The sequence below is a fragment of the Actinoplanes sp. CA-252034 genome (assembly GCF_050956125.1).
GTDB lineage: Bacteria > Actinomycetota > Actinomycetes > Mycobacteriales > Micromonosporaceae > Actinoplanes.
Window position 1 is genome coordinate 5546810 of the sequence record NZ_CP191846.1, and the last position, 19002, is coordinate 5565811.

General features: G+C 66.4%; 17 protein-coding genes, 1 tRNA gene and 1 pseudogene. 10 read left to right on the plus strand and 9 right to left on the minus strand.

The features are described from left to right. The first annotated feature begins 54 nt into the window (after positions 1 to 54). Positions 55 to 1227 carry a PP2C family protein-serine/threonine phosphatase gene (locus tag ACQPZW_RS25550; protein ID WP_433788552.1) on the plus strand — a complete coding sequence of 391 codons (1173 nt, stop codon included), beginning with the start codon at positions 55 to 57 and terminating at the stop codon, positions 1225 to 1227. An 88-nt stretch (positions 1228 to 1315) separates the two neighbouring features. Next, a complete protein-coding gene (locus ACQPZW_RS25555; RefSeq protein ID WP_433788553.1) occupies positions 1316 to 1999 on the plus strand; it encodes a lysophospholipid acyltransferase family protein in 684 nt (227 codons plus the stop codon). Here the strand turns inward: ACQPZW_RS25555 and ACQPZW_RS25560 are convergent. Further along, positions 1958 to 3133 carry a multidrug effflux MFS transporter gene (locus ACQPZW_RS25560; RefSeq protein WP_433788554.1) on the minus strand — a complete coding sequence of 392 codons (1176 nt, stop codon included), beginning with the start codon at positions 3131 to 3133 and terminating at the stop codon, positions 1958 to 1960. The genes ACQPZW_RS25555 and ACQPZW_RS25560 overlap by 42 nt on opposite strands. 198 nt (positions 3134 to 3331) lie before the next feature. Between ACQPZW_RS25560 and ACQPZW_RS25565 the strand changes: the two genes are divergently transcribed. Further along, positions 3332 to 4261 (plus strand): MBL fold metallo-hydrolase, encoded by a 930-nt coding sequence (locus ACQPZW_RS25565; protein ID WP_433788555.1) that lies wholly within the window; start codon positions 3332 to 3334, stop codon positions 4259 to 4261. Beyond that, the gene (locus tag ACQPZW_RS25570; protein WP_433788556.1) at positions 4258 to 4791 is read left to right on the plus strand and encodes a cupin domain-containing protein; all 534 of its coding nucleotides are present in this window, start codon (positions 4258 to 4260) and stop codon (positions 4789 to 4791) included. Before ACQPZW_RS25565 ends, ACQPZW_RS25570 begins: the two co-directional genes overlap by 4 nt. Before the next feature lie 81 nt (positions 4792 to 4872). Here ACQPZW_RS25570 and ACQPZW_RS25575 read toward each other — a convergent pair whose 3' ends face one another. Genes ACQPZW_RS25575 through ACQPZW_RS25585 form a run of 3 tightly spaced genes read right to left on the minus strand, consistent with a single transcriptional unit; the run spans position 4873 to position 7441 of the window. Continuing rightward, positions 4873 to 6243: an alpha-L-rhamnosidase C-terminal domain-containing protein gene (locus ACQPZW_RS25575; RefSeq protein ID WP_433788557.1), complete on the minus strand. Its 1371-nt coding sequence runs from the start codon at positions 6241 to 6243 to the stop codon at positions 4873 to 4875. A gap of 11 nt (positions 6244 to 6254) precedes the next feature. Continuing rightward, complete coding sequence (locus ACQPZW_RS25580) at positions 6255 to 7067, minus strand: family 78 glycoside hydrolase catalytic domain (protein ID WP_433797622.1); 813 nt, start codon at positions 7065 to 7067, stop codon at positions 6255 to 6257. Next, positions 6971 to 7441: a hypothetical protein gene (locus ACQPZW_RS25585; RefSeq protein WP_433797891.1), complete on the minus strand. Its 471-nt coding sequence runs from the start codon at positions 7439 to 7441 to the stop codon at positions 6971 to 6973. Before ACQPZW_RS25585 ends, ACQPZW_RS25580 begins: the two co-directional genes overlap by 97 nt. 319 nt (positions 7442 to 7760) lie before the next feature. On the opposite strand from ACQPZW_RS25585, the gene ACQPZW_RS25590 reads away from it, so the two are divergent. Together ACQPZW_RS25590 and ACQPZW_RS25595 are read left to right on the plus strand one after the other, a co-directional pair. Then, on the plus strand, positions 7761 to 8537 hold the full coding sequence (locus ACQPZW_RS25590) for a DUF3152 domain-containing protein (protein ID WP_433788558.1): 777 nt from the start codon (positions 7761 to 7763) through the stop codon (positions 8535 to 8537). A gap of 267 nt (positions 8538 to 8804) precedes the next feature. Beyond that, positions 8805 to 9359, plus strand: coding sequence for a dihydrofolate reductase family protein (locus tag ACQPZW_RS25595; protein ID WP_433788559.1), 555 nt, complete (start codon positions 8805 to 8807; stop codon positions 9357 to 9359). A 292-nt stretch (positions 9360 to 9651) separates the two neighbouring features. On the opposite strand, the gene ACQPZW_RS25600 is transcribed toward ACQPZW_RS25595, so the two are convergent. Further along, on the minus strand, positions 9652 to 10620 hold the full coding sequence (locus ACQPZW_RS25600) for an NAD(P)-dependent alcohol dehydrogenase (RefSeq protein WP_433788560.1): 969 nt from the start codon (positions 10618 to 10620) through the stop codon (positions 9652 to 9654). A gap of 94 nt (positions 10621 to 10714) precedes the next feature. On the opposite strand from ACQPZW_RS25600, the gene ACQPZW_RS25605 reads away from it, so the two are divergent. Together ACQPZW_RS25605 and ACQPZW_RS25610 are read left to right on the plus strand one after the other, a co-directional pair. Next, the gene (locus tag ACQPZW_RS25605; RefSeq protein WP_433788561.1) at positions 10715 to 11371 is read left to right on the plus strand and encodes a TetR/AcrR family transcriptional regulator; all 657 of its coding nucleotides are present in this window, start codon (positions 10715 to 10717) and stop codon (positions 11369 to 11371) included. 48 nt (positions 11372 to 11419) lie between these two features. Then, a tRNA-Leu gene (locus ACQPZW_RS25610) sits at positions 11420 to 11507 on the plus strand. Here ACQPZW_RS25610 and ACQPZW_RS25615 read toward each other — a convergent pair. The 3 genes and pseudogenes from ACQPZW_RS25615 to ACQPZW_RS25625 all read right to left on the minus strand — a co-directional run bounded on the left by ACQPZW_RS25615 (position 11469) and on the right by ACQPZW_RS25625 (position 16437). Continuing rightward, positions 11469 to 12107 carry a hypothetical protein gene (locus ACQPZW_RS25615; protein WP_433797623.1) on the minus strand — a complete coding sequence of 213 codons (639 nt, stop codon included), beginning with the start codon at positions 12105 to 12107 and terminating at the stop codon, positions 11469 to 11471. The two genes, ACQPZW_RS25610 and ACQPZW_RS25615, sit on opposite strands and share 39 nt — an antisense overlap. A 153-nt stretch (positions 12108 to 12260) precedes the next feature. Then, positions 12261 to 12886, minus strand: a pseudogene (locus ACQPZW_RS25620) (recombinase family protein); the annotation flags it as partial. A 230-nt stretch (positions 12887 to 13116) separates the two neighbouring features. Continuing rightward, positions 13117 to 16437, minus strand: coding sequence for an NACHT domain-containing protein (locus ACQPZW_RS25625; RefSeq protein WP_433788562.1), 3321 nt, complete (start codon positions 16435 to 16437; stop codon positions 13117 to 13119). 1350 nt (positions 16438 to 17787) lie between these two features. Between ACQPZW_RS25625 and ACQPZW_RS25630 the strand changes: the two genes are divergently transcribed. After that, positions 17788 to 17949 (plus strand): hypothetical protein, encoded by a 162-nt coding sequence (locus ACQPZW_RS25630; RefSeq protein WP_433788563.1) that lies wholly within the window; start codon positions 17788 to 17790, stop codon positions 17947 to 17949. Here the strand turns inward: ACQPZW_RS25630 and ACQPZW_RS25635 are convergent. Continuing rightward, positions 17927 to 18037 carry a zinc finger domain-containing protein gene (locus tag ACQPZW_RS25635; RefSeq protein ID WP_433788564.1) on the minus strand — a complete coding sequence of 37 codons (111 nt, stop codon included), beginning with the start codon at positions 18035 to 18037 and terminating at the stop codon, positions 17927 to 17929. The genes ACQPZW_RS25630 and ACQPZW_RS25635 overlap by 23 nt on opposite strands. 806 nt (positions 18038 to 18843) lie before the next feature. On the opposite strand from ACQPZW_RS25635, the gene ACQPZW_RS25640 reads away from it, so the two are divergent. Then, complete coding sequence (locus ACQPZW_RS25640) at positions 18844 to 18975, plus strand: hypothetical protein (protein WP_433788565.1); 132 nt, start codon at positions 18844 to 18846, stop codon at positions 18973 to 18975. Positions 18976 to 19002 lie beyond the last annotated feature (27 nt).

Consider the following 19002-nt stretch of genomic DNA (forward strand, 5'->3'; position numbering starts at 1 on the left):
TCGATCGGGTACCCCGAGGCGCCGTTTGCTGCGGGGCAATGGAGGATGGGGGCGATGCTCGAATCGATGGAGGCCGTCCGGCGGCTCATGGACCTGCGGCACCGGGGGCGGGCCGAGGACCTGCCGGCGGTGCTGATGGAGACCGCGCCGCTGCTGGACGCGCGGGCCGCCACCGTGCTGCTGGCCGACTACGGGCAGGTGGGGCTGCATCCGCTGCGGTCGGCCCGTGACCTGGCGTCGCCGATGGAGGTGGAGTCCACGCTCGCCGGGCGGGCGTTCATCACCTCCGAGCGTCAGTGGGGCGACACCGAGGACGGCGAGGTGCTGTGGCTGCCGCTGCTGCACGGCGCCGAACGACTCGGTGTCCTGGAGCTGCGCCTCAAGGGCCGTCAACCGGATGCGGCGCTGCATGACCTGGAGATCATCGCGGCTCTGGTGGCCGAGCTGATCGCCAGCCGGCGGTTCTACGGCGACGCGGTCGAGCACACCCGGCGGCGACTGCCGATGCAGCTGGCAGCGGAGATCATCTGGAACCAGTTGCCGCCTCTGACGTACGCGGTCGACGGCACCCGGGTCGCCGCCGTCCTGGAGCCCTGCTACGACGTCGGCGGTGACGCGTTCGACTACGCGGCCAACGCCGACGTCCTGCACATCGCGCTGTTCGACACGGTCGGGCACGGGATCAGTGCCAGCGCGCTGACCACGTTGACGCTCAACACGTACCGTAATGCCCGCCGTTCCGGTCTGTCGTTGACCGACACCTGCCGATCGATCGACAAGTGGGTGCGCGCGCAGTATCCGGGTGCCTTCGTGACCGCGCTGCTGGGCGAGCTGGACATCGCGACCGGCCGGTACCGGCGGATCAGCGCCGGCCACCCGGCCGAGATCTTCCTGCGCGGCGGGCGGATGCTGCCCGCGCTGCCGACCCCGAACGCGCTGCCGCTGGGCCTCGGCCACATGGTCGCCCGCCCGCCGGGCGTGGTCGAGGAACAGCTCGAACCCGGCGACACCCTGGTCCTCTACACCGACGGCATCACCGAGGCACGTGACGCGTCCGGTGCGTTGTTCGGGGTGGACCGGCTGGGCGCGTTCCTGCTGGAGACCCTCGGCGAGGGGACGGCCGCCGCGGAGACGATGCGCCGGTTGATACACACCATCGTGTCGTACGAGGACGGCGAGCTCCGCGACGACGCCACGGCCGCAATGCTTCAGTGGCGTGCCCACTGACCCGCGTCCCCGAGTCGGCTGCCCCAACGCCGGCCCGTCCCCGTTCCCGTTCCCTCGATGTCGCCGTTCCCCCAATGGAGTGTGAAACATGAAACAGGATCGTTCTTCTGGTGAGACCGGCGGTGCCGCACCGATCCCCCTCTTCTACCGGGTGGTGATGGCGGCGGCCGGGCCGGTCGTACGCTGGTGGGGTCGCCTGGAAGTGGTCGGCCTGGATCTTCTGCCGTCGCACGGGGCGACGCTCGTTCCGGCGAATCACGACAGCGCGTGGGATCCGTTCGTCATCGCCTTCGCCGCCCGCCGCCGCCGGCAGATCCAGGCTCTGGCCAAGTCCTCGCTCTGGAAGAACCCGCTGCTCCGGTGGGTGATGAACGGGATGGGCCAGATCCCCATCCGGCGCGGCGAGGCCGACATGGACGCGCTCGAGGCCGCGCAGCGGTGCCTGTCCGACGGCGGCTGCCTCGGCATCTTCCCCGAGGGCACCCGGTCACAGGGCCGGCAGCTTCGGGCCCGCAGCGGTGCCGGGCGCCTGGCCCACGCCGTGCCGCAGGCCCGCATCATCTGTGCGGCGGTCTCCGGGACCGTGGACATCGCCCGTTTCCCGCGACGGCCCCGGCTGAAGGTGACGTTCTTCGAGCCGACTCCGCCGCCACCGGCGGAGTCCGCGATCGAGCTGTCCACGAGGCTGACCGCCGAGCTGCGCGCGATCGCGCCGGTGCCGCCGTCGCCGTCAGCGGGGAAGTCTCAGGCCGGCCACGCCGGCCAGCAGTGACGCGGCCGCCATCACCGCGGCCGGGGCCGCCGCCGAGTCCGCGCCGCCGAGACCGACCAGCGGGGACACCGCCGCCCCGAGCGCGAACTGGCTGAAGCCGAGCACCGCGCTGGCGGTGCCGGCCGCCTCGCGTACCTCGGCCATCGCGAGGGCGGCGGAGTTGCCCATGATGCCGCCGTTGGCGGTCACCGCGACGAACACGGCGACCGGAAACGTCCACGACGGCGATCCGGTCACGGCCAGGATCAGGAACGACACCGTGGCGGCGACCTGCACCACGATGCACCACCGGATCATCCGGGCCGGGTCGACGCGCTTCACCAGGCGGCCCGCGAGCGCGCCCGCACCGATCAGACCGGCCGCATTCACACCGAACAGCACGCCGTAGCCGAGCTCGGAAAGCCCCACCACGGTCTGGTAGAGGAACGGCGACGCGGCGATGTACGCCATCATCACCGCGAACGAGGACGCGAACACCGCCACCGGCGCCCGATAGCCGCGACTGCGCGCCACGGTGCGCAGATTGCCCGCCCACGACGTGACCCGCTCGACCGGCGCGCGGGTCTCGGGCACCACCACGATCACCGCGACGAGCAGGACCAGGCTCAGCAGGGCGACCGCCCACAGCATGCCGCGCCAGCCGGCCGGATCGGCGAGCAGCCCGCCGACGCTCGGCGCGAGCACCGGCGCCACCCCGCCGACGGTCAGCATCAGGGTGAACGCCCGCGCCGCGGCACGGCCGGTGGCAAGATCGGCGATGACCGCCCGGCCGATCACCATGCCGCCCGCGCCGGCCAGCCCCTGCACCAGCCGGGCCGCCACCAGCAGCGGCAGCGTCGGCGCCACCGCGCAGGCCACCCCGGCCACCACGCACACGGCGACGCTCACCAGCAGGGGCTTGCGGCGGCCGTAACGGTCCGACAGCGGGCCGGTCACCAGCTGGCCAACGGCCATACCGATCAGGAACGAGGTCAGAGTCAGCTGTACGCCACTCGCGTCGCCACCGAGCTCGGCGCCGATCGCCGGGAACCCGGGCAGGTAGAGATCCGTGGCGACCGGGGCGACGGCGGCGAGCGACGCCAGCACCAGCAGCAGCGGCCACCGGATCTCACGGCCGGTCAGAGATGTGGTCACCGGTTGAGCCAACCGGCCGGATCGCGCGCGCGGAACGTCGGCTTCCACATGCCAGCGATCGACGCTGGCGATGGCTGCGGTGGTTGTCGCGACGCCGCCCGTGGTGCCCAATGGTGCAAACCCCGTGTGGGCGTCATCGCTGTCCCGCGAACCCGGTGACAGCGGTGACGACGACACGGGACCACTCGAGGAGGAAACGTGACCTGGGACGACGGCAACCCGTACGTGGACCGGCTGACCGAGGGCGTCCACGCCTACATCCAGCCCGACGGCGGCTGGATGGTGAACAACTGCGGCATGATCGTGGACGGCGCCGGCAGGGCGATCCTGGTCGACACCACCTCGACCGAGCGCCGCAACCGGGCCGTCCTCGCCGAGGTCGCCAAGGTCAGCAGCGACGCGCCACGGGCCGTGGTCAACACCCATCACCATCCCGACCACACGTACGGCAACGGGTTCCTGCCCGCGCAGACCCTGGTCATCGGGCACGAGAAGTGCCGGGACGAGGTGCTCGCCGCCGGGCTGGAAGCGACGAAGGTGATCACCGCGCCCGACTACGGCGACCTGAAGCTGCGGCCGCCGGAGATGACCTTCAGCGACCGGATGACCCTGCACCTGGACGGCTTCGGCGTCGAGCTGCGGCACGCCGGGCGCGCCCACACCAGCAACGACGTGCTGGTCTGGCTGCCCGAGCAGAGCGTGCTGTTCGCCGGGGACCTGGCGTTCGCCGGCGGCCAGCCGTTCCTGCTGGAGGGCTCGGTGTCCGGGTTCAAGAAGGCGATCGCGCGGATGCGGGAGCTGGCGCCGTCGATCCTGGTGCCGGGGCACGGCCCGGTGGTACGCGACGAGCAGGTCACCCGGCTGCTCGACGACCTCGACGGCTACGTGTCCTACGTGGCCGAGGTGGCGGCCGTGTCGCACGCGGCCGGTCTGTCACCGCTGGAGGCCGCGGTCAAGCACCGCGACAACCCGTACCGCGCGTGGGCGGAGACCGAACGGTTCGTCGGCAACCTGCACCGGGCGTACTCGGAGCTGGCCGGCAACCCGATCGACACCCGCCTGACCGTGCCGTCGGTGTGGCCCGACATGGTCGCGTTCCACGGCGGCCCGATCGCGTGTCACGCGTGAGCGTGCCGCGGCGGGTGGTCACCGGGCACACCGCGGACGGGGTCTCCGTCGTCGTCTCGGACGGCCCGGTGCCGGTGAGCCGCGAGCTGCCCGACGACGGGGTGTCGTTCCACGAGATCTGGAACACCGAGGGCGCGCCGGCCCGCATCACCGCCGTGGAGGCGGACGAGCCGACCGCGCGGACCCTGGCCGTGCCGCCTCCCCCGCGCGGCACGAGGATCCGGATCAACGAGTTCGCGCCCGGCCACCTCGGCGACCGTGGCCTGCAGTCGCCGGTGCACCGGACCGCGTCGATCGACTACGGGATCGTCCTCGACGGCGAGATCACTCTCGTGCTGGACGACTCCGAGGTGCTGCTGCGCACCGGTGACGTGGTCGTGCAGCGCGGAACCGATCACGCCTGGGCCAACCGGGGAACGGTCCCGGCGCGGGTGGTGTTCGTGCTGGTCGACGGCGAGTTCGACGACGCTCTGGCGGCTATCCTGCCCGGCGGCCTGACCGGGCTGATGCACGGCGGCCCCCGCGATTAGCAGCCCTGTCGGCTAGGCACCCGCCGACACGGAGCCCCGCGACTTCTCGGGGCGAGATCGTCTTCGGATGATCCTTCCCGGTCATGCGGATTCGTTCTCGCGCGAGGTGGAGGTGGCCGGTCGACTGCGATAGGAGGTCACACCGGGGGTGGCCTCGTAACGGGAGCCGTCGGGGAGCAGGACCTCGGCGACACAGCCGGGTGGGACGGTCACCGTCACGTCCAGCCACCCGTCGACTCGCTGCCAGGCGACGGCTGCTCCTCCGTGCGGGGTGACGTGCTCCGCCCGTACCGCTGCAAGGGATTTGTGGGGTTGTGGTTTGACTTTGAAGCGACGCCACGTCGTGGTGAGCCGGCGCAGACCCGCGACGTGGGTGTGCAGGAACGAGATCACGGCGCCCTTGGAGTAGTGGTTGAGCGACTCGTGGGCGTTGCCGTCGGCGTCGATGCCGTCCCAGCGCTCCCACATCGTCGTCGCGCCGCGGTCGATCATCGTCAGCCAGGACGGGCCGGTGTCCTGGAAGAGCAGCTCGTAAGCCAGGTCGAGGTGACCGTTTTCGGCCAGGACCGGCAGCAGGTCGGGGGTGGCCAGGAAGCCGGTGCCCAGATGCGTGCCGGCCTCACGGACCAGCGCGGCCAGGTCGTCGGCGGCCACCTGCACGAGATCCTCGGGGACCAGCCCGAACCGTAGGGCGCGGACCAGGTTCGCCTGTGTGCGGAGGCCACCGCACTCGGTCTGCCAGGCCGCGACGATCCGCTCGTGAAGGTCGCGGTAGCGCTGCGCGTCGTCGTGGCGGCCGAGGACCGTGGCGATCTCCGCGAGGTGCCGCGCCGACCAGGCGAAATAGGCGGTGGCCACGTCGGCCTTGTCGGCGGCGATGAAGGCGGCGAAGTCGGTGGGCTCGGCGCCCGGCTCCAGCCATTCGCCCCAGTGGAAGCCGGTGTCCCACAGGTGCGGGTCGGGACGGCGGCCGGGATGGTGACCGTTTGCGGCCATCCGCTCGGCCCGGGTCAGCCAGGCCACCATGTGGGGCCACATCTCGGCGAGCACCGTCGTGTCGCCGTACTCCTGGTACAGCTCCCACGGCGCCAGGATGATCGCGTCGCCCCAGCCCGCGGAGCCGTTCAGGTGTTCCAGCGGGCCGGAGCGCTCGGCCGGCGGCATCGGGGCCATGTTGCCGATCGTGCCGTCGGGCCACTGGCCGGCGGCCACGTCGCGCAGCCACTTCGTGGTGAAGCCCGCCACGTCGTAGAGGAACGTCGCGGTGGGCAGGTACAGCTGCCAGTCGCCGGTCCACCCGGCCCGCTCACGGGTCGGGCAGTCCGTGGGGAGGTCGCAGACGTTGCCGCGCAGGCTGCGCACCGCCGCGTCGTGCAGTGACTGCAGCCGGGTGTCGTCGCAGCTGAAGTGGCCGCGACGGGGCAGATCGGTGTGGACGAAGACGCCGGTCACGTCGTCGGCGGTCAGGGGCCGGGGTGGCCCTCGACGCGGACGTAGCGGAAGCCGTGGGTGGTGAACCTAGGGTCGAACACGTCACCGGGAGTACCGGCGGAGATGACCCGGTCGACCTGGCCGGCACTCAGCGGGCCCGGCAGGAACGGCACGTCGGGGCGTAGGTGCTCCACCGTCACGTCGCCGTCGTGGTCCAGGGCCTCGCCGTGGGTGAGGGTGATCTCGGTGCCGGCCGGGCCCAGGCTCGACAGACGGATCCGGCCGTTGATGTTCTGTCCCAGGTCGACGACGTGCCGGCCGGGGGCCACCTCGGTGACCTCGACGGGTCGGATCTCCTCGACCGGGCGCACCGGTGGGGCCGGGGAACAGACCAGGTGCTCGTAGCCCCGGTCCACGACGGTCACCTTCTCCTCTTCCCCGATGGCGATCCGCCGGTCCTCGATCTGGCCCTCGATCAGGTCCGCGGCGAGGATGTGCGAGGGCGACCACCGCCAGTCGGCGTTCGTACCGAAGATCTCGGTCGTGCCGTCCCGGTAGGAGACGTGCAGTTGGGCCAGGAAGGCCGTCGTGTCACCCCACTGGTCACGGGCGCGCAGCATGCCGACCTGACCGCGATACCAGCCGTCGGCCAGCAGGGCGCCCAGTTCGTGGCTGCCCGGTGTGAGCCGGTCGGTAACGTCGTAGGTCGCCACCTGCGTACGGCTCGCGTATTCGGTGTAGCCCGGAGTCAGCTCGTCGTCGGTGATCCGGGAACCGTCGAGGTGCGGCTCGTAGATACCGTGCGCGGTGACGTGGAGGCGGGCCCGGTCGACCGGCCGGTCGATGTCGACGGCGCCCCGTAACCGGTAAGCCGAACTTGCGGGGCGGCCGGTGACACCCAGTCCGCACGCCAGTCCGAGGCGCTGAGCAGGCCCGCTTCCACGACCAGGACCTGCGACCAGACGCTCGGGCCGTCCTCGGTCCACACCCGGACCCGCACGCGACGTTGCTCCCCGGAGGCGAGCGGACGAGCCGGCCAGGGCACCAGGACACAGTCGCCGGTCTCCACCCGGACGGGTTCGTCGTCGTCGACCTGCAGCTCGTAGGCCTTCTGATCGGCCGTCCCCGCGGGTAGCCGCCAGGACAGGCGCGGTCGCGGCTCGCCCAGGCCGAGTGGCCGGTCGAGGTGTTCGGCACGCAGATGAGTGGGACGGGTCATGCGGCTCAGCCAACCATCACCACACCTGCCGGAACACCACGTCATCACCGATACCAGCAATCACCGCGACCGGTGACGACAACCTTCGCGGGGCCTCGATCGCGCGGGCTCCGACGACCTCGTGACCACCCACGCTGCCCTTTGATCCTGCGTTCCGGCGATCTGGAGACCACCCGTGAGCCGCTTGATCGTGCGGAATCCGGCGGCCCTGAGATCACCCGTGTGCCGCTTGATCGTCGGCGGTGCGACTGCTTGGAGACAACCTTCGCGGGCTCTTGATCGTCAGGGAGGCGACAGCCTCTGCGAATGGAGAACGAACATGAGATCACGCTCGTACCTCTGGGTGATCATGGCCGTTGCCGCAGCGACCGTGTCGGCGTGCGGGGCCGTTCCCTCACCGCGAATGATGATCAAGGAGTTGCCGCCACGTCCACAAGCGGCGGTATCCCTCGCCACGCCGCAGGCGAAGGCCACGAGTGCCGACCGCATCACCTATCCGGCGCAGGGCGACGGCACCTGGTCCGAGGCAGTGCGGCAGACCGGCGCGACTGCCGGTCGCGAGGGCCTGGTGATGCGGTACCGGGTCGCGGTCGAACGGGGCATCGAAGGCATGTCCGTCGACACCTTCGCGGAGAAGGTCGCCGCCACACTCGAGGACCCGAGAAGCTGGACCACCGGCGAGCAGTACCGCTTCCGCCGGGTCGGGCCCGGCCAGGCCGCCGACTTCATCGTCCGCCTCAGCACCCCCGGAACCAGGGATGCGCTCTGCGACGGGGCGGACGGCTACACCTCGTGCCGCAACGGCGCGAACGTCGTGATCAACGTGGCCCGCTGGGTGAAGGGTGTTCCCGACTACGGGGCGCCGCTCTCGGTCTACCAGCAGTACGTGATCAATCACGAGGTCGGCCACCGGCTCGGCGAGTCCCATCAGCGGTGCCCACGCCGGGGCGGGCTCGCGCCGGTGATGCAGCAGCAGACGCTCGGGCTGCACGGGTGCACGGCCAACCCGTGGCCGTACCCGGACGGCGCCCTGCACGAGGGGCCGTCCGGCTACTACGACGATCCGACGCCGCCGCGAGACCGTGGCCGACGCTGACCCGCTGTCCGCCCTCAAGGGCCACTCCCGACGGCGATTGCCCGCCCGAGACGCCACGACGCTCACGCGGTCAGTTCGGCCTCGCTGCGCGGGATGCAGACCTCGTATCCACCGTGGTGTACGAGATGTATGAGGTCACCTCCGGGTCATCCCGACGAACCCACCGCTGATCACCTGCTCGTCCTCGGGCTCGTTCCCCCCGCTCCGGGTGCCGGTCGCCTCGATCACCGATATCGTCGGCCTTGACGTCGATTGGGGTGATCTCCCGTGAGCGGATTGCTCGCCCAACAGTGGATCTCCGTGGACGGCTTCCTCGCCGGCATCAACGGTGAGGCCGACGTCTTCGCCGCCGTCTCGGACTTCACCGCCTCCGAAACCCACAACACCACACTGCTCGCCGGCATCGACGAGATCCTGCTCGGCCGTCGCACCTACGAGTCGTTCGTCGCCTACTGGCCGACCGCCGACGACGAGCCGATGGCCCGCAAGGTCAACACCATGCCGAAGACGGTGTGCTCCACCACCCTGACCGCGGCGACATGGGGTGAGCACGCCCCGGCCCGGGTGGTCCCCGACCCGGTCGACCACGTCCGTGCCCAGCGCGAGACCGGCGCCCGCCTGATCGTCTGGGGCAGTGTCAGCGTCATGCGCGCCCTGCTCGCAGCCGGCGAGGTGGACGAGTTGGAGTTGCTCGTGGCCCCGATCGCTCTCGGCGCCGGCATCCCGTTGCTGGCCGCTGGCGCCGCGCCCCTACCCCTGAGCCTTACCGGCTCGGAGGTTTGGCCGGGCGGTGTGATCCGCCTTCGCTACACCGTCGGCTGACATCTGAGGCCACCGATCCGGCACGGAACGCCTGACGGCGGCCCGGAACAACCAACGACCGACACCGACCGCCCACCAGCGCCACGGAACAACCAACGACCGACACGGATCGACGCCGGCGCATCGCCCCGGCGGTCGCGTTGCGGCCGGGAGCAGGCAGCATGTCGCGCGGGAGCCACGGGACGAGGTCGGTGCGGTTGAAGGCGAAGTCACCCGTACCGCTGCTGGGATTGCGGTTTGGGCTCACCCGTCCGTGGCGGCACGCGGTGAGTGAGGGCTCTGCTGGTGTCGGTCATTCGGCGACCGCCACAATGATCTTGCCGGCGACCCAGCCGCGGTCGATCCGATCGAGGGCGGCCGGCGACTCGTCGAAGGTGTAGATGTCGTCGATGACCGGGCGGATCTGGCCGGTCGCGACCATGCCGGCGAGCTCGGAGAGGTCAGCGGAGTTCGGGCGGACGGTGAGCGGACGAACCTGACGGCCGCTGGTGATCAAGGCTTTGAGCATGCGGCGGGCCGGCCCCAGCCAGCGGCCGCCGGTGCCTGCTGACAGCAACAGCGAGCCGCCGGGCGCGAGGATTCGCCGCAGCGCCGGGACCGGATAGTTTCCGGCCAGATCGAGGATCACGTCGAACCGCTCCCCCGTCGAGCCCAGAGCGGCGGCGGTGGTCTTCTCGTAGGCGATGATCCGCTCGGCGCCGAGCTTGCGCACCAGCGCGGCATTGCGCTCGGAGCAGACCCCGGTGACCGTGGCACCCTTGGCGACGGCCAGTTGCACGGCAAAGGTACCGACTCCGCCCGAGGCGCCGGTGACCAGAAATCGCTGGCCGCGGGAGACACTCCGGACACTGGCCAGCGCGGTGGCGGCCGCGATCGGTAGCGCCGCGGCCTCGGCGAAGGTCAGCCCGACCGGTTTCCGCGCGGCGAGCCGGGCGGGCACCACGGCCAGCTCGCCGATGGCCCCGGTCGACTCGGCCAGCACCTCGTCGCCGGGCGCGAAGTCACGGACGTCGGCGCCGACCGCCTCGACTCGCCCGGCGAGCGCCCGCCCCACCACGAACCCCGCCCGTGGTCTGCGCAGCCCGCCGGCCAGGGCGCGGATGGCGAAGGGCTCGCCGCGCAGAAGGAGGCGATCAGCGGCGTTGAGGCCGGCCGCATGCACCGCGACCAGCAGGTCATCCGGCCCGGGAACGGGCCGCGGCACCTCCTGGAGGGCGACTCTCGCCGGCGATCCATACCCCGTCTGAACCAGTGCTCTCATGATCTCCCGCCTCCTGCTTACTGCGTAAGCTTACGTCGTAAGCAAGAGTGCGGTATGGTCGACCGGTCCCGCAACTCCTCGGAGAGCCGAATAGATGCCAACTTCACGAGCGCCGCTCAGCACCCGGCGCGTGCTGCGTGCCGCCCTCGCGCTGGCCGACTCGGGCGGCACGGATTCGCTGACCATGCGACACCTGGGCCGCGAGCTCGGCGTGGAGGCGATGTCGCTCTACCGACACGTGGCCAATAAGGAAGCGGTCCTGGCCGGGATCCTCGACATGGTGGTCAGCGAGATCGACCTGCCCGAGACCCCCGACGATTGGAAGTCGGCGATGCGCCATCGCGGCGTGGAGGCGTTCCGCGTGTTCAGCCTGCACCCATGGGCCCCACCACTGCTGATGTCGCGCACCAACACCGGGCCGTCGATGCTGCGCTACATCGATTTCACTCTCGGCGTGCTACGTGGCGCCGGCTTCTCCTGGAGACTCGCCGATTACGCCTGGAACACCATGGACAGCTATGTGTACGGCTACACGCTCCGCCGCCTGGCCTTCCCGATAGCGCCCGCCGACTACGCGGAGACAGCCGCGGCCCACCAGCACCTGCTGGCCGGCGATCACTACCCACACATGGCCGAGTTGACGCGCCAGGTCGCGCAGGGCCACCACCCGGGCGATCCCGACATCACCTTCGGCCTCGACCTGATCCTCGACGGCTTGGAGCGCCTACGCGACACCGAGCCGGCGACCTGACCCCACGATGAAACCCGCCGGTCAGGGTTTGTTAGCTTATGCAGGCAGGTCCGGGTGGCGGAATGGCAGACGCGCTAGCTTGAGGTGCTAGTGCCCTTTATCGGGCGTGGGGGTTCAAGTCCCCCCTCGGACACCAATCAAAGACACGAGAACTCGCCGGGGTGGAAACCTCGGCGATCAGTGTTTCTAGCCCCGGTTTGTAGGTCATCCGCAGGCCGATGCGGCTGTACAGCTCGGCCTTGTCGCGGGGGTCCGCATCGCGCAGCAGCCGGAACAGATCGTTGAACGCTTCGGCGATGGTGTCGATCTGATGGGCTGTCATTCGTTGGGGCGGTGCCTCGGTGAGGCCGAGGCGTGACTGTGCGGCCTTCTTGATCGCCGTGGTCTCACGGATCCAGTCGGCGATCAGTTCCGGGTCACCACCGGCGTCGAGGGTCGCGCGGTAGCGGCTGATTTTGGAGTCCGCGTCCGCGATGTCCTGGCGCAGTCGGTCGATCTCACCGGCGGTGTCGTGGGCGGCGAGCGCGGCGCGGTACTGCGCTTCGGCCACCCGGCGGATGTTGTCGGTCAGCGCCGTTCCGGTCAGTTCCTCGCGGAGGAATCGGTCGATGGGCGTGGTGATCTGATCCTCGCGTAGGTAGAGGGCCGGCGGGTGGCTGATCCGGTGTTGGCGGACGAAATCGCGGCTCGCGGTGCAGCGGTAGTAGAGGCGTCCGTGGTTGGGGTTGCCGACCATCTTGCGGTCGCACAACGCACAGGTGATCAGGCCCCGGAACAGGTAAGGGTGTCCGGTATGGCGGGGTGCTTTGCCGGCGTCACCGTTGGTGCCGCGCTTCTTGATGGTGCGCTGGGCCTGTTCGTAGAGATCGGTACTGATCAGTGGTTCGTGTGACGGGGTGCGCGACCAAACCCACTTGCTGGGGTCGTTCCACCGGTGCCGGTTCTCGTGGCCGAGCGCGACGTCGTCAACGTCAATCAGGACCTCGTCGGTGCGTGCCCGGTTCCAGACCTGGTGGCCGGTGTAGCGGGGTTCTGCAAGACGGCGCGGACGGCGGTGGTCTCCCAGACCTGGGTCTTGCGGTGCGGGTTGCGTGCCCGGTCGTAAGCCGACGGACACGGGATGCTGTCCTGCGTGAGGCCACGGGCGATCGAGGTCATACCGCGTCCGGCGGTGTATTCAGCGAAGATCCGTTTGACGATCGGTGCGGTTACCGGGTCGGGGTCGAGTTGGTGCAGGCGCTTGCCCTCGGCGGCTTTGCCGGGGTTGGGGTGCGGGCCGGCGTCGGTGAGGCGGTAGCCGTAGGGCGGGCGTCCGCCGAGGTAGCGGCCCTCCAGCTCGGTTTGGGCCTTCATCGCGGAGTGGACCCGGATCTTGATGCGGTTGCGTTCGCCCTTGCTCATGCCGCCGTAGAGGGCCATGACAAGGTCGTGAGCGTCGGAACCGGGGTCGATGGCGCCGCCGACCTCAGGCACCCACAGGCCGACGCCGTAGTGCACGAAGACCGGGAACGTCATGCCGAACTGGCTGCCGTAGAACGCACGCTGCGGCTCACCGATGACCACAGCCTCGAAGTCACGGGCGGCACTCTTGATCGCGTCCAGCAGCCGGGTCGCTTCCGGCCGCCGTTTCCACGGCAGCGCGCGTGACAGCCCGATGTCGAAGAACTCGGCGACCACTTCAGGTCAAGGACCGACCGAAGCGCCGCACGAGTCGCGTCGAGGTGATGCTCGGCTAAGCGGGTGAGCTACGAAAAGCCGAACGAGTGATTATCACCCTCATACGTCGCGGTGTACCAATTATCCGTCTCTCCGACCGACGACCAGCCGGAGAATGCATCACCGAAAGTCAGGCCGGATTCCTGCTGACTCCGGATTATCTGTCGAATAATTACACGAACCTCGTCGCGATTGAGCGACGATTGACTCGGAAGCCCAGGGATTCCCGGCGCAAGAGCTTCACAGAGCTCACTAGCCAAACGATTCCTAGAGAAGGAGTCAAGGTAGAACCATAGCCCCCAACCGCCACCAGCATAATTACCCGGATCGGCGATCTCCGGAACCTCCTTTTCTAGTCCACGATGCGTTCGCAACGCTGCCGCAAGAGCATAGGGATCAACGGTGAAACACTCTGAGTCGAACTGATACCGCAACAAATGTATTACGACAGCTCGAGCCATATGCATCGATCGCAACCTAATAACACTCGAGAGGGCATTCTGAACCCGTCCACGAGATTCGGATTCTACCTCTGTTGGCGGTGATGGCAACGGCTCAAAAACTGCCGACCTAACACCGCGAGGAGAGGTCATCAAGGCACTGAGACGGCTCATCACAACACTTTCCCAGTCATCACCGGCAAGTGAATAGTATGAATCGTCCAGTAATGCCACCCCGAACCGAAGGTGCTTCTCGGCCAATGTATCCCCGAGCATTCTGGCATGGGAGACGGCAAGAAACCGCGATGCTGGCAATGACCGAGAGCGATGCATCCACCGGATCACGCCGTCAGCGAATTCGATGCTCTTCAGCACTGTCTGCCACGATCCCGCATCGAGGCCGGCGTTCCATAACTGGACTAGGGAGCGCCAACGTTCTATGCAATCTTCACCCTCCAGCCATATATCTTTTGGCCGCGCCTTGCCGCCACCAGCGGCGATACGTATCGTCAGGAGGTTGAGTGAATAAACTGCAACAGACCGAATATTGTCTACACTGATGGGCCTATAGGGACTGAACCTATCTAGAACTTTCCTTCCCCTGCAACGACTAATCAGAATACCGAGAAAGGTCAAGATACGACCTTGCTCCTCTTCCGTGAGCTCACGGCATATTTGTTCTAATAGACCCGCACTGGCCGACCTACTTATCAGTGGCTGCCACGACAGAAGCGCAAAGAGCATAGCGTCATCCGGCTCACCAGCGCTCCTTCGTCGCGCAAAGTAACCATCGGCAGCTTGCCGTAGGAGCGCAACCGATTCGTCCGCTACGAGGAACTCCCCGAAGGTCGCGTGCAGAAATTCGTAACATTTCGCCGCCTCCTCCTGGCCAGGAATTCGAGCTTCAGCCGAGTGAACAAAGAAGAACTGCGCCGCGATATCGCGCCCCACGTCCGCGTCACGACGATGTTCTGTCCTGTCGCTGCCTTCCAGTGCTCGCAGGTCTTCGCCAAGTTGATAGTCAGCAACATATTGGCGACCTCGGTTGAACATCGCGAACGCCGCGACGGTAAGGTTCCATCGCTTGTCGTCCATCGCTGCTTCTAGCTCGATTGGCCCCAGATTCGGACGAAGCTTCAAGACTTCGCGCGCGGCGAAACTATCCAACAGCCGTCGATATAGGGTCGCGGTTGACAGCGAGGCAGCCAAGGGCGGCGCGGACGGGTCGGCAGAGTAGATCGCCAGCATTGTCAGCAACAGCGGCTGCCTCGAAAGGTCGAAGTTGTCGAGTGCAACGCGATCCTCTAGACACCCGATCCGACCTGACGCTATCGCCAAGGAGTTGGCCCTACGCCACTCAGCCAGCCAAGTTACAATTTGTGCTTCGTCGAATGGTTCAAGTTTGACGATAGGAGTATCAGGTGGAACATCGATTTGATCCATAACGACCGTCCTGGATGTCACGATGACGATCACAGGAAGGCCTTGGCTCTCCTCCATGCGCTGAAATTCCGAGACCGACCGAAAGAAGCTGTACTGAGTTCCTGGTGCGGCCTGAATCAGCTCATCGAGGCCATCAAGAAAAACCACACGAATCGCGTCTCGCGCTTCCTCAGCGAGCTCACTCCATCGAACCCTCCCACTTGTTTGAAGGTCAAGAGCTTGCTGTAACTGCTCATATAGCGGGGCGCCAGAATGAACGCTTCTAAGCGGGACACGTACTGCGGTATAGTCACTCGAACTTAGTCGCGCCGCAGTCAATTTAGTAAGTAGAGACTTGCCGGCACCCGGATGACCAAGCACTACAAGAGGCTTGCTAGATGCTTCCGGCGAACTCAGGAAACCAGCGAGGAAAAGACCAAGATTCTCACTAGAGTCAAGCGTATCCCACCACTGTTCGTCCGCTATCCGTGATGAACCACCAGATCGGCAAACCTTGAATCTGGGATCAAGATAGATGGAATCAGTGAGAGGGAACGTCAAACCATCGACACCAGGAGCGATTCCAGTCGGGACAATCGATTCGGAGAGGACCGTACGGTTAGCCCGCGAAATAATTTCCCGAAGTCTCCACAATCCTGTGTCTAGTTCTTTGCCCTGCATTGCCGCAAGCAGGTGCTCAAGTTGGCCGAGAGCCGCGCCTTGCCGATCGACAATGCGTAAAAGCTCTACATTGGAAGATCGGATCAGGGCTCGAGTAGCTGCATGCTCATCGAGAGTGGACCATATCCAGAATTCCGGAACGTCCCGTGCGAGATCAGTGAATCGCTCACGGTAGCCATTAACCGATTCCTCTATCACACAATCAGAGAATTCTTGAGAGCGACTCCGCCAGTTCTCGAGTCCGGTGAAAAACTCATTAGCACGGGCAGATAAGGCGGACAACCATCTAGCAACGTGTTCGACATTTTCTTCGTATCCTCGAGCCGCCGAAGGAGTTGGCACAGCAGTGTCATAGATAACCACTCCCAGATAGTCGGCCGGGTGGAAGATATCGACACCTTTAATCAGACGGCTCTTCTCCGCCTCTGTCAGTTCTAGTGCCTTATATTGCGTCTTCCCGAGATGGTCGCTCAACGCCGAGAAGTACGCTTCCGCGACTATCGCAGTATGAGCTGCCACGATAAGCTGCCGCCTACTGTAGCCAGACGTATTATTTATGTGCCGGGAGAGCCTCGTAACTAATTGTCGGAGCAACTTTGTGGCTTCATTCTTCTGGTCGATCCAGCCCCAAATCAGCAAAGCTATCGGTAAGGCTGTTCCCCCGCCGAAAGCCGTGACGGCCGAGAAGGCGCCGGCACCAAGGATCGCGCCTCCGAGCATGCTGTCTAGCCGTTGGATCAGCGCTGGCTCATAGCCGCCTAGGAGTCGAAGAGCCTCGCGGTAGGTCGTCGGGATCGAGTTCCGCATCTGTACACCATAGAAGGTTCCCCTTAAGATTGCTACGGGTTGCGAGGTCAGAACTAAATGCGCGGTCACGCACCGGCCTGCGTTCGATTCAATATCCACCCGCATTAATGGCTTTGAAGCGACACAGGGATGGCTGCGACGGTTGTTGAGAATGGTGCAAAGATCATTTCCAGTCTTGGTTCTGACCAGATAGCAGTCCGCCACGATCTCGCGTAGGGCTGACTGGATCGCGTCACGCCCGCAGCCATTAGCTTTCGCTATCTGCTCGGTCCGGACTATCAAGTTATCCGGCTTGCTCAGGGTAGATGAGAAGTCCGCGAGATTTGAAACTCAAGCGCATTTCCTCTATCAGTGTGTTGCTGATGCCGGAGGGTGCGCCTTCGGCAGTGGTGCTCAAAATTTCATTGGTGCCTCAAATCGCCGTGCCCATCCTCGCCGTTTAATTTGAAGTGGGAGCCGGTGGTCTAATCCGGCTCCGCACCTTTAGACGCCACAGCAACGACAGTCTATTGAATACTAGGGCTTGAGTTCTTACCAAAGCAGCTCTGGCACCGTTATCGCGCTGAGGGACGAGTCCGTCTTCTACCGGACAGCCGGTGGTACGGATGCCGAGCGTCGACGGCCTGTTCGACCTCTGATACAACGGCGCGGCCAACTCGCTAGAGATAGCGCGCTGGCTATCGTAACCGGAGTGAGCAGCGGCGCCACTTGATCGATCTGTTCACGGGATGCGGCGGTGGGAAGATCGCCTTCCTGCGGCGGCCGTGACGATCGAGCTGAACTGCTTGCCGAGAACCCCGTTCTGTCGGGACGGCGTGCTTCCATGTTTTGGGCGTTGAGAGGAGGTGAGTGATCTGAGCACTCTGGGTGTGGTGCTGACGGTGGTAAGCGGGGCCAGCGTGACAGGCCTGGCTGCGCTCGTCCGCTGCGGGATCCTGTGGAAGGTGGCCGCCTGGTCCATGCAGCCTGGGAGGACTGAGCAGGAGAGGAGTCACGCTCGCGCTATGACGCGGCTGCTGACGCCGAGCCTGTGGCGACGTGGGACTGAGCCGACCGACACGCCCGCGGAAGATGAGCCCCCGCCGCGGCAACTTCCGAAGCCTCGTACGAGCAGGTCCAGGACGAAGGCGTCGTCCGACGGCCAGCCCGCTCTTCCCGAATCGGAAGCTGCGTGACTCCCGCAAGTGGGACCTCAACTCGATCCGTGCCGAAGGTGGCTTGGTGGAGATGACGTTGTTTGGACTGACATGCTGGTCGGAGGACCGTCCTGCCAGGCCTTCTGATCCAGGAGTAGCCGGAGATGAAGGTCTTCGACTACAGGGGCTCCAACTTCGTCCACCGGGTGGGTTCGTGGAGAAGGTGAACCTGCTCGACAGCACCGAGGACGTGCTCTTCCCCGACGAGATGCACGAGGACTACCCGAAGCAGGCGGTCTACGACATCGAGTACGTCATGGGCACCAACGACTTCCTCAAGGCGGAGTTGAGGTTCAAGAACTCTGGTACGCGTTAACGTGAGCCATGTGGTTAGCCACCCGAATCGAGCCGTTTGCCTTCCGGCAAGATGCTCCTGCGGACGCTGAGCAATCCGGGCAATGCACAGATCTGTAGTTTTCGCGCTTTTTAGTCAGGGTTTCGCCGAAATTTCATTGTGCTTCGCACGTCCGGGCACATCCAATTCCTTCGGCCCCACCGATCGTCGGGTCGCCCGCGACGAAAGCCGCTATTTGATCATGGCACGTATTGGAGGTAGGAAATATCGGGAAGACCCGGCCCTAGGCCGGTTCCGCGACTTTGACAAAAGTCATCCCAGTTTAGGAGAGTGGGAACTCCATGGACGTGATCACCGTGTGCGCAGGCCGGGTGTTGGGCCTCGGACACGTTAAATCCCACCAGAGTCGCCCATTCGAGTGATGACTGTGGTGCGGTTACCTGTTTTACCGGGTCAATCGATTCCACGTCGGGCGTGTCCGCACCGCAGACGACGGTGCCGTAGGTGATTGAGCAGATCACTTGAATCCGCCAGGAACGGCAGGTCTCCGGCATAACCCAGTTGATACAGCAATCCATCGATGACCCGCTGTTTGCCAGGCCGCCGTAACCCTTCGCTTCCGTGCCCAACCGCCTGATTCCGCGGCCCGGCCACCACAGGTCGAGCCGCCGCTGATCCTGCTGCCGACTCGCATCCCGAGAGGCGGCATCGCGCAGCGAGTTCCGAGCGGCCCACCGGTCGTCGACGTGTTCCTTCAACGCAACAGCGCCGTTCGGGTGCTGGTGGACACCGCTGGCGGGACCGATGAATCGGCGGTGGTCACACCCACGAGGTCGCCGGAACGCCCGGGGAAGGGCTGCGGATCCTGGCAGCCGACATCCGCCGCACGGCCGGGAGTTCGGGGTCGGTGTCGGCATGGTGGCGCTTCTCCGGCCCGGCACTGTGCTCCGGACCACCAGCGGCAAGGTGCGCCGGGCGGCGATGCGGGACCTCCTCCGCGACGGCGATCCGGCCTCGTTCAACCAGGACTCCGCCACCAGGGGCTGAGGTGCGGGACGCCCACCGCGCGGCCCT